Below are 8,949 nucleotides of genomic sequence, written 5' to 3'. Positions count from 1 at the left end.
CGTCCGACGTCAGGTACTCGACGTCGGCGAGGGTGAAGTCGTAACCCAACTACTTGCCGGGCTTCACACCGGTGATCATGACGTTGTAGAAGAAGCTGCGGGGCACGACGTGCTTGAGGATGTTCTCGTCGACCCAGCTCAGCGTCTTCCAGCCACCGAAGGCGAACTTCGCCCAGTTCCAGCCCAGCTTCTCCTGCGGGACGGCGGCCTCGAAGGTGCGCACCGGCCAGCCGAGCAGGGCCGCGGCGAACTCCTCGCTCGACGCCTTGACCTCGACGGCTCCGGCCGAGGAGGCCAGCTTCTCGAGATCGGAAGGATCGAAGGTGTGCAGATCGACGACGGCCTCGAGGGCGGCCGCCCGGGAGGACTCGTCGAGCTCGGTCTGCGGACGACGCCAGTCGCGCAGGAAGGGCAGCTTGGTGATGTTGGTGGTGGCCTCCCACGTGACCCGGCCGAGCATGCGGGCGTAGAAGTTGCCGATCGTGCTGGGCTCACCGGCGAAGACGAAACGGCCGCCGGGCTTGAGCACGCGCAGCACCTCGCGCAGCGACTGCTCGACGTCCGGGATGTGGTGCAGCACGGCATGGCCGACCACGAGGTCGAAGGTGTCGTCGTCGTACGGAATGGTCTCGGCGTCGGCGACGCGGCCGTCGACGTCGAGGCCGAGGTTCTCGGCGTTGCGGAGCGCGACCTTCACCATGCCGGGCGACAGGTCGGTCACCGAACCGGTCTTCGCGACCCCGCCCTGCATGAGGTTGAGGAGGAAGAAGCCCGTGCCGCAGCCGAGTTCGAGTGCGCGCTCGTAGGGCAGCGGCTGATCGCCGGCCGCGGCGACGAACCGGCCCTTGGCGTAGTCGATGCACCGCTCGTCGTACGAGATGGACCACTTCTCGTCGTACGTCTCGGCTTCCCAGTCGTGGTAGAGCACCTGGGCGAGCTTGGTGTCCTCGAGCGCGGCTGCGACCTCTTCGGCAGTGGCGTGCGGATTCGGCGCGGGGTCGACCCCGTCGGTCCTGCTGGCAGTCATGCGGTGATCCTACTCATCGGTAAGCTGTGGACAAGTGCAGGTGCCGGTCGGCATCACTCGCCGACGAACTTCGCCTTGCCCGGCCCGTTCTCGATGAACGATTCGAGGCCGATGGTGCGGTCCTTCGTGGCGAACAGCGCGGCGAAGACGTGCTGTTCGATCTTCAGACCCGTATCCAGATCGGTGTCGAGGCCCTGGTCGATCGCGGCCTTCGCAGCGGCGAGCGCGCGCGAGGCGGCGCCGGTGAACTGCCCGGCCCAGCGACGCGCAGCCTCGTAGACGTCGTCGGGGGCGACGACCTCGTCGACCAGACCGATCGACAGGGCTTCGTCGGCGCCGACGAAACGACCGGTGAAGACGAGATCCTTCGCCTTCGCCGGGCCGACGAGCCGAGCCAGTCGCTGGGTGCCGCCGCCACCGGGGATGATGCCCAGCAGGATCTCGGGCGTGCCGAGCTTGACGTTGTCGCCGACGATGCGCCGGTCGGCGCCGAGGGCGAGTTCGAGGCCACCACCGAGGGCGTAGCCGGTGATCGCGGCGACGGTGGGCTTGGGGATGTCGGCGATCGACCCGAGGGCCGACTGCAGGTCGCCGACGATCTCGCTCATCTGCACGTAGCTCAGGTCGGCCATCTCCTTGATGTCGGCGCCGGCCGCGAACACCTTCTCGCCGCCGTAGACGATCACCGACTTCACGTCGGACCGGACGGTCGCCTCGCGCGCAGCGGCCCGGATCTCCTCCTGGAGCTGCCGGTTCAACGCGTTCATCGGAGGGCGGTCGAGACGGATGGTGCCGATGCCGTCGGAGACGTCGAGGGTCACGAATTCAGCCATGGTCCTCAGCCTAGATGTCGGAGCGCTGGGCCCACGGATGAGTACCGACCTCGTAGTAGCCCTCGTCGCCCTCGAACGCGATGTGGACCGCACCGTCGCGGCGGCTCATGATCGGCAGGATCGGCTCGATGACCGGGTCCGCCGCCATGAGGTCGGCGACCGTGGCGAAGCCCGACAGGATCGACAGCTGGCTCCACGTGGGCGGGAGCAGGATGCACCGGCCCGACCGCCAGTCGGCGAGGGCCTCCTCCGCGGTCTGCCACTGCACCAGATCGGTCTCGCTGGTGTTGCCGTCGGCCCGCTGTCCTTCCGGTACCGCGGCGACGAAGAAACGCGTATCGTAGCGGCGCCGCTCCCCCAGCGGGGTGATCCAGTTCGCCTGGGGACGCAGCAGGTCGGCGCGCAGCACCAACTGTTCCTTCTCCAGGAAGTCGCCGAAGGACAGCTCGCGCGCTTCGAGCAGACGACGCGCCTCGGCGTAGTCACCGGTGTCGGCCACCACCGAATCCTCGGTGGGTCCGGCGAGCAGCACGCCGCACTCCTCGAAGGTCTCGCGCACGGCCGCGAGCACCAGCGCGCGGGCCTGCGCCTCGCCGATACCGAACCGCTCGGCCCACCAGGTCACGTCCGGTCCGGTCCACCGCACCTCGGCGTCGGTGTCGGAGGGGTCGACACCGCCGCCGGGGAAGACGGTCATGCCGCCGGCGAAGTCCATGCCGACGACACGACGCTGCAGGAACACCTCGACGCCGCGCGCGGAGTCCCGCACGAGCATCACGGTGGACGCGTCGCGGATGGGTACCGCGGTGGGATCGAAGGTGGATGCCGAGCGATTGTTGGCCATGGCCTCAACCTAACCGATCGGTCCCGGCACCACCCGACCCGGAGTTACCGGCGGTGCCGTCCCGCCTGGCGGGTGCGGCGGGCGAAGAACCGGTCGTCGACCTTGTCGAGCGAGATGGACTGACTGAACGCCGCGCTGAGGTTCTCGGCGGTGATCACGTCGTCGAGCAGGCCCTGGGCGACCACACCGCCCTCCTTCAGGAGCAGCGCGTGCGTGAAGCCCGGCGGGATCTCCTCCACGTGATGGGTGACGAGCACGATCGCAGGGGCATCCGGGTCGGCCGCGAGCGTGCCGAGCCGGGCCACGAGTTCCTCGCGACCGCCGAGGTCCAGACCGGCCGCGGGCTCGTCGAGCAGCAGCAGTTCGGGGTCGGTCATGAGCGCCCGGGCGATGAGCGCACGCTTGCGTTCGCCCTCCGACAGCGTCCCGTACAGACGGTCGGCGAGATGTTCCGCGCCGAGGCTCTCGAGCATCTCCACCGCGCGGCTCGTGTCGATGTCGTCGTACTGCTCGCGCCACCGGCCCAGCACGCCGTAGCCCGCGGAGAGCACGAGATCGGTGACCTTCTCGTCGTTCGGCACCCGGTTGGCCAGGGCCGCGGAGGACAATCCGATCCGGGGTCGCAGTTCGGACAGATCCGTCTTTCCGAACGTCTCCGCGAGGACGTGCGCGGTGCCGGAGGTGGGGAACGTCTCGGCTGCCGCGACCCGCAGCAGCGAGGTCTTTCCTGCCCCGTTGGGTCCGAGAACCACCCAACGTTCGTCGAGTTCCACCCTCCAGGTCACGGGACCGACGAGGACGTTCCCGCCGCGTCGGACCACTACGTCGTCGAATTCGATGAGCAAATCGGGATCAGGTTGTGCCACGCGGACCATCTTCTCTTACGCCCGAGCCCGAAACGCGGCAGGATCGGTTCCCGTGTCGTCCTCCGCATCCGAATCTGTCGTGTCCGGCTCGGTCGCGCTCCCCGACCGGGCCGCCTTCCCTCTCGGACCCACCCCGGTCGACGGTGGGACACGCTTCGCCGTCCACGCCCCGCACAGCGATCGCGTCCAGGTCTGCCTCGTCGACGACGAGGGGATCGAACACCGCGTGGACCTGCCCGACCGCACCTACGGCGTCTGGCACGGTGTGGTCCCCGGCGTCGGCGCCGGGCAACGGTACGGCTATCGCGCGTACGGTCCGTGGCAACCGCAGTGGGGGTTGCGCACCAATCCGCACAAGATCCTGCTCGACCCGTGGGCCCGGCGAATCGTCGGCGAGGTCGGTGATCCGGACCGGCTGGTCCCCCACCAGGGCGACCCGTTCGGTGCGATGTCGACCGTCGACTCGCTCGGGCACACACCCCTGTCGGTGGTGACGCCCGTCCTGACGCCCATGCACGACAAGCCCCGCGTGCCGTGGGAGAACACCGTCGTCTACGAACTGCACGTCGGTTCGTACACGGCCCGTCATCCGCTCGTGCCGCCGGAGCTGCGCGGCACCTATCTCGGACTCGCCCACCGGTCGGTGATCGACCATCTGGTGGGGCTGGGAGTGACGACCGTCGAACTGCTGCCCGTGCAGGCCTTCGTGACCGAGCCGTCGGTGCGTGCGCGGGGGATGCGCAACCACTGGGGCTACTCGACCGCCTCGTACTTCGCGCCGCATCCCGCCTACGCCGTCACTCCCGGCAACGAGATCGCCGAGTTCCGAACGATGGTCGACGCCTTCCACAGCGCCGGGCTCGAGGTGCTGCTCGACGTCGTCTACAACCACACGTGCGAAGCATCGGTCGACGGTCCGAGTCTGTCCTGGCGCGGTCTCGACGCGCCCGGCTACTACCTGCTCGACACGCACGGACGGGATGTCGACCTGACCGGGTGCGGCAACACCCTCGACGCGTCCTCACCGATCGTCGTGCGGATGGTGTGCGACAGCCTGCGGTACTGGGCGGACGTGATGGGGGTGGACGGTTTCCGCTTCGATCTCGCCAGTGCGCTGGCCCGTCCGCGCGGTGGGGCGTTCGATCCGCGGGCGGCGCTGCTCACCGCGATCGTCACCGATCCCGTCCTCTGCGACGTCAAGCTCGTCGCCGAACCGTGGGACGCGACCGCGCACGGTTACCAGCTCGGGAACTTCGGGGCGCAGTGGGCCGAATGGAACGACCGCTACCGCGACACCGTGCGCCGCTACTGGGCGGGACGTTCCGGGATCCGCGAGATGGCGTCGCGGCTCACCGGTTCGGAGGACCTCTACGACAGAAACATCCGGCAGCCGTGGATGTCGGTCAACTTCGTCACCGCCCACGACGGTTTCACCCTCGCCGACGCGGTCTCGTACGAGCGCAAGCACAACGACGAGAACGGTGAGGAGGGCAGGGACGGGTCGAACAACAACGAGTCGGTGAACCACGGGGTCGAAGGACCGACCGACGATCCGGAGATCCTCGCCGCCCGCGACCGGCACATCCGGGCGATGCTCGCGACGCTGCTGTTGTCGACGGGCACACCGATGTTGCTCGCCGGCGACGAGTTCGGGCACACGCAGAACGGCAACAACAACGCCTACTGCGTCCCCGCGGACGTCCCCGTCCGCGACGCCTGGCCGCTGGACTGGGCGGACTCCGACCGTGCGCGAACGGATTACGTTCGCGAACTGCTCCGCCTGCGCAAGCGCGTCCCGGTGCTGCGGCAGCGACGCTTCTTCGAGGGCCGCGCCCGGTCCGTGGGTTATCCCGATCTCGTGTGGTTCGGCATCGAGGGGATCGAACTCGACGAGGATGCGTGGCACGACGACAGTCGCCGCACGCTGCAGGGCTGGGTCGACGGTTCGCAACTCGGCACCGTGACCCGCACCGGCATCACTCTCGAGGACAGCAGCGGCCTGTTCGTTCTGCATTCGGGCGACGCCGCCACGGTGACCCTCGCCGGACCCGAGTGGTATCGCGGCGACATCGTGTGCGTCTTCGATTCGAGTGCCCCCGACGGCAGACCCGCGGACACCTCCCCGATGCGGGTGGGAAGTTCGTACCCGGTCGACGGTCCGACGGTGTTGATCTTCCGGATCGCGGACGACGAACCCTTCGAGCGCGAATGATCTACGGCGCGGCTGGATTCCGCGTGCGTGTTCCCGCTCCCGACGAGGCCGAGGCGATCGCGCGCGTCCGGAACATCACGTGGCGCGCCACCTACGGCCACCTGCTTCCCGCGTCGTTCTACGACCACCACGCGTTCGAGCAGAACGCGGCGCTGTGGCGGTCGATCCTCCGACGCCCTCCGCAGACCCTGCGCGTGCGCGTCGCGGAAATCGAAGGCGGGATCGTCGGATTCGCGTCGGCGGGCGACCCCATCGGCGACGATGCTCCCGTTCGCGCGCTCCAGCTCCACACCCTGTACGTGCTGCCCGAGCACCACGGATGCGGTGCGGGACAGGCACTGTTCGACGCGGTCGTGGGCGCGGAACCGGCGCAGCTGTGGGTGGCCGAGGACAACCCTCGCGCCCACACCTTCTACCGGCGCAACGGCTTCCGGCCCGACGGGGCCGAGATGGTCCTTCCCGGCACGACGCTGGTCGAGGTCAGGCTCGTGCGTTGACCGTACCCGGCACCGCGATCACGGTGATCGAACCCGGAGCCACCTCGGTGAAGCCCGCATCGCGGACCGCGACGGCCGTGCCCGCCTCCACGCGGGCGAGCAGCTCGCGCCAGGTGTCCTCGTCCGCATCGCGGACGGCACACGGGAATCCGTCGGAAGCCCAGGCGCGTGCGGTGTCGACGTCCAATGCTCCGGCGAACAGCATAGCGGCGTGACCGACCTGCGCGGCCGCCTTGCCGACGGTCATCTCGAGGTCCTTCTGCACCCAGAGGATCGGAACGCCGTCCGCCGGTGGGGGCGGATCGTCGTGGGGCAGGTCTGTGCCACCGATCTGCAGGCGGGAGATACGCGGGTCCAGCTCCCCCACCGGGCCGGGCACGAACGCCCGGGCCTGGGCGCCGGCGTGGTCGACGGTGACTCCGTCGACGTCCTGCGCGGCACGCCAGTGCGCTCCGCGGGCGCGGCGGGCGACCTTACGGATCCGCGCGTCGTTCCACGCGAGGAAGGCTTCCTGCCACGGACCGGGTTCACCGTCCGGGCCGGGACCGACCCGCGGGTCGAAACACAGTGCCACCGTAGCCGTCGCGGCCGCCTCGAGCACCGCGCTGCGGGCAGGCGGATCGACCTTGGGGATGTGCAGCACGATCGGCATCGCCTGCACCTTCGCCGGATCGTCGGGGTCGGGTCGGTGCCCGTAGCCGCGGGTGAGTACGCCGTGGCGCTCGGCGAAACCAGGATCCGATGCCGGGTCGAAGACCCGATCGGGTGCGGCCTCGAAGACCGGCTCGGGTGCCGTGTCCGCGAAGTCGGGGTCCAGTTCAGACACTGCCGTCGATCGGGACGCGCCGCAGGGTTCCGTCGACGCGGTCGGCCGCCTCGATCTCCTCGCGGGTGACACCGAGGACGAAGAGCACCGCATCGAGGTAGGGATACGACAGGGCGGTGTCGGCGACCTCGCGCAGGGCAGGCTTGGCGTTGAACGCCACGCCGAGGCCCGCGGCCGACAGCATGTCGATGTCGTTGGCGCCGTCGCCGACCGCGACGGTCTGCTCGACCGGAACGCCCGCCTCGTCGGCGAACTCGCGGAGGGCACGTGCCTTGGCGGCGCGGTCGACGATGTCGCCGACCACTCGCCCGGTGAGCTTGCCGTCGACGATCTCGAGCGTGTTGGCGCGGACGAAGTCGAGTTCGAGTTCGTGTGCGAGCGGGTCGATGACCTGACGGAAGCCGCCCGAGACGACACCGCAGCGGAAACCGAGCCGGCGCAGCGTCCGGATCGTGGTGCGGGCACCGGGAGTGAGTTCGAGCTGCTCGGCGACCTCGTCGATGACGGTCGCCGGCAGACCCGCGAGGGTCGCGACGCGCTGTTCGAGGGACTGCGCGAAGTCGATCTCACCGCGCATCGCAGCCTCGGTGACCTCGCGGACCTTGTCCTCGACACCGGCGTGCGCGGCGAGCATCTCGATGACCTCGCCCTGGATGAGCGTGGAGTCGACGTCGAAGACGATCAGGCGCTTGGAACGACGGGCGAGACCGCCGCGCTCCACCGCGATGTCGACGTCCAGGCCCGCGGCGAGTTCGACAAGAGCATGCCGCAGTGCGGCGTCGGCCTCGACGCTGGTGTCGGGCGCGGTGATCATCAGCTCGAGGCCGGTGAGCGGGTAGTCGGCGATGCCGCGGATCGAATCGATGTTCGCGCCCTGGGCCGCGAGGGTGCGGCCCACCGACCGCAGCGCCTTGGCACTGACCGGGCTGCCCAGCACGACGACCGCGTGGGTCGAGACGGTGCGGGCGCCGCGCTCGGCACCGATCTGGACGTCGGCGTGCATGCCGATGGTGGCCATCGCGGACTCGACCTCGTCCTGCATCGCTTCGACGTCGGTCGGGCAGACGAGGAGGACACCGAGGGTGAGCCGGCCACGGATCACGACCTGTTCCACATCGAGGAGGTCGACGTCGTGCCGCGTCAGCGCTGCGAAGAGCACCGAGGTCACGCCGGGATGGTCAGGTCCGGTCACGGTCACCAGCACCGTGCTGTCAGACGCCACTACGTCTCCGATCGCTTGTCTGTCGAGGTACACACGGACGCACGCGCGTACCGGCTCGCTCGTCCATTGTTGCAGGTCGAACCGCCGCTCCCGTTCGCGGGTCCGGACCCACGGAAAGGCCGAAGCCCCGCCCGGTGAACGGGTGGGGCTTCGGTCGATCGTCGATCTGCGCTCAGGCGCGCGGATGGTCGCCGGGGGTACGGTCGGCACCCTCGAGGACGTTGACGTTGTGCTTGTCGCTGCCCGGGCCGACGTGCGCTTCGGCGCGCATCTTCTCGACCATGTGCGGGTAGTGCAGCTCGAAGGCAGGACGCTCCGAGCGGATCCGCGGCAGCTCGGTGAAGTTATGCCGCGGGGGCGGGCAGCTGGTGGCCCACTCGAGCGAGTTGCCGTAACCCCACGGATCGTCGACCGTGACGACCTGGCCGTAGCGGTAGCTCTTGAAGACGTTCCACAGGAACGGCAGCGTCGAGGCACCGAGCACGAACGCACCGATGGTCGAGATCGTGTTCAGGGTGGTGAACCCGTCGGAGGGCAGGTAGTCGGCGTAGCGACGCGGCATGCCCTCGTTACCGAGCCAGTGCTGCACCAGGAAGGTGGTGTGGAAGCCGATGAAGGTCAG

9 protein-coding genes are annotated in these 8,949 nt (G+C 69.2%); 2 read left to right on the top strand and 7 right to left on the bottom strand.

Annotated elements, in window-relative coordinates; genetic code table 11:
- Window positions 1–49: 49 nt before the first annotated feature.
- The 4 genes from ACLBYD_RS24610 to ACLBYD_RS24595 are packed head-to-tail and all read right to left on the bottom strand — an operon-like array spanning window position 50 to window position 3,579.
- Window positions 50–1,027: a class I SAM-dependent methyltransferase gene (locus tag ACLBYD_RS24610; RefSeq protein WP_277369896.1), complete on the bottom strand. Its 978-nt coding sequence runs from the start codon at window positions 1,025–1,027 to the stop codon at window positions 50–52.
- Between the two features lie 53 nt (window positions 1,028–1,080).
- Window positions 1,081–1,860 (bottom strand): enoyl-CoA hydratase-related protein, encoded by a 780-nt coding sequence (locus ACLBYD_RS24605; protein WP_019288413.1) that lies wholly within the window; start codon window positions 1,858–1,860, stop codon window positions 1,081–1,083.
- 10 nt (window positions 1,861–1,870) lie between these two features.
- Window positions 1,871–2,704: an NUDIX hydrolase gene (locus ACLBYD_RS24600; RefSeq protein WP_447818477.1), complete on the bottom strand. Its 834-nt coding sequence runs from the start codon at window positions 2,702–2,704 to the stop codon at window positions 1,871–1,873.
- A gap of 44 nt (window positions 2,705–2,748) precedes the next feature.
- Window positions 2,749–3,579 carry an ABC transporter ATP-binding protein gene (locus tag ACLBYD_RS24595; RefSeq protein ID WP_447818476.1) on the bottom strand — a complete coding sequence of 277 codons (831 nt, stop codon included), beginning with the start codon at window positions 3,577–3,579 and terminating at the stop codon, window positions 2,749–2,751.
- Window positions 3,580–3,622: 43 nt separating this feature from the next.
- Here ACLBYD_RS24595 and glgX point away from each other — a divergent pair, with 43 nt between their 5' ends.
- Complete coding sequence (gene glgX, locus ACLBYD_RS24590) at window positions 3,623–5,782, top strand: glycogen debranching protein GlgX (protein ID WP_447818475.1); 2,160 nt, start codon at window positions 3,623–3,625, stop codon at window positions 5,780–5,782.
- A 23-nt stretch (window positions 5,783–5,805) separates the two neighbouring features.
- Entirely contained in the window at window positions 5,806–6,279 is a 474-nt protein-coding gene (locus tag ACLBYD_RS24585; protein WP_271036737.1) for a GNAT family N-acetyltransferase, read from the top strand.
- Here ACLBYD_RS24585 and ACLBYD_RS24580 read toward each other — a convergent pair.
- From ACLBYD_RS24580 to ACLBYD_RS24570, 3 genes are all read right to left on the bottom strand, one after another.
- A complete protein-coding gene (locus ACLBYD_RS24580) occupies window positions 6,263–7,105 on the bottom strand; it encodes a peptidyl-tRNA hydrolase (protein ID WP_447818474.1) in 843 nt (280 codons plus the stop codon). The two genes, ACLBYD_RS24585 and ACLBYD_RS24580, sit on opposite strands and share 17 nt — an antisense overlap.
- Window positions 7,098–8,327: a phosphoserine phosphatase SerB gene (gene serB, locus ACLBYD_RS24575; RefSeq protein WP_024101411.1), complete on the bottom strand. Its 1,230-nt coding sequence runs from the start codon at window positions 8,325–8,327 to the stop codon at window positions 7,098–7,100. Before serB ends, ACLBYD_RS24580 begins: the two co-directional genes overlap by 8 nt.
- A gap of 172 nt (window positions 8,328–8,499) precedes the next feature.
- Window positions 8,500–8,949 (bottom strand): cbb3-type cytochrome c oxidase subunit I (locus ACLBYD_RS24570; protein ID WP_447818473.1); only part of this gene is annotated, 450 nt, incomplete at its 5' end.

Source organism: Rhodococcus sp. C26F, assembly GCF_053345925.1.
Note: the sequence above shows the minus strand (reverse complement) of the source record. Positions and strands in the feature narration are given on the sequence as shown.

Coding starts and splice junctions, on each gene's coding strand:
- ACLBYD_RS24610 (WP_277369896.1), bottom strand. CDS start 1,027: ATGACTGCCAGCAGGACCGACGGGGTCGACCCCGCGCCGAATCCGCAC.
- ACLBYD_RS24605 (WP_019288413.1), bottom strand. CDS start 1,860: ATGGCTGAATTCGTGACCCTCGACGTCTCCGACGGCATCGGCACCATC.
- ACLBYD_RS24600 (WP_447818477.1), bottom strand. CDS start 2,704: ATGGCCAACAATCGCTCGGCATCCACCTTCGATCCCACCGCGGTACCC.
- ACLBYD_RS24595 (WP_447818476.1), bottom strand. CDS start 3,579: ATGGTCCGCGTGGCACAACCTGATCCCGATTTGCTCATCGAATTCGAC.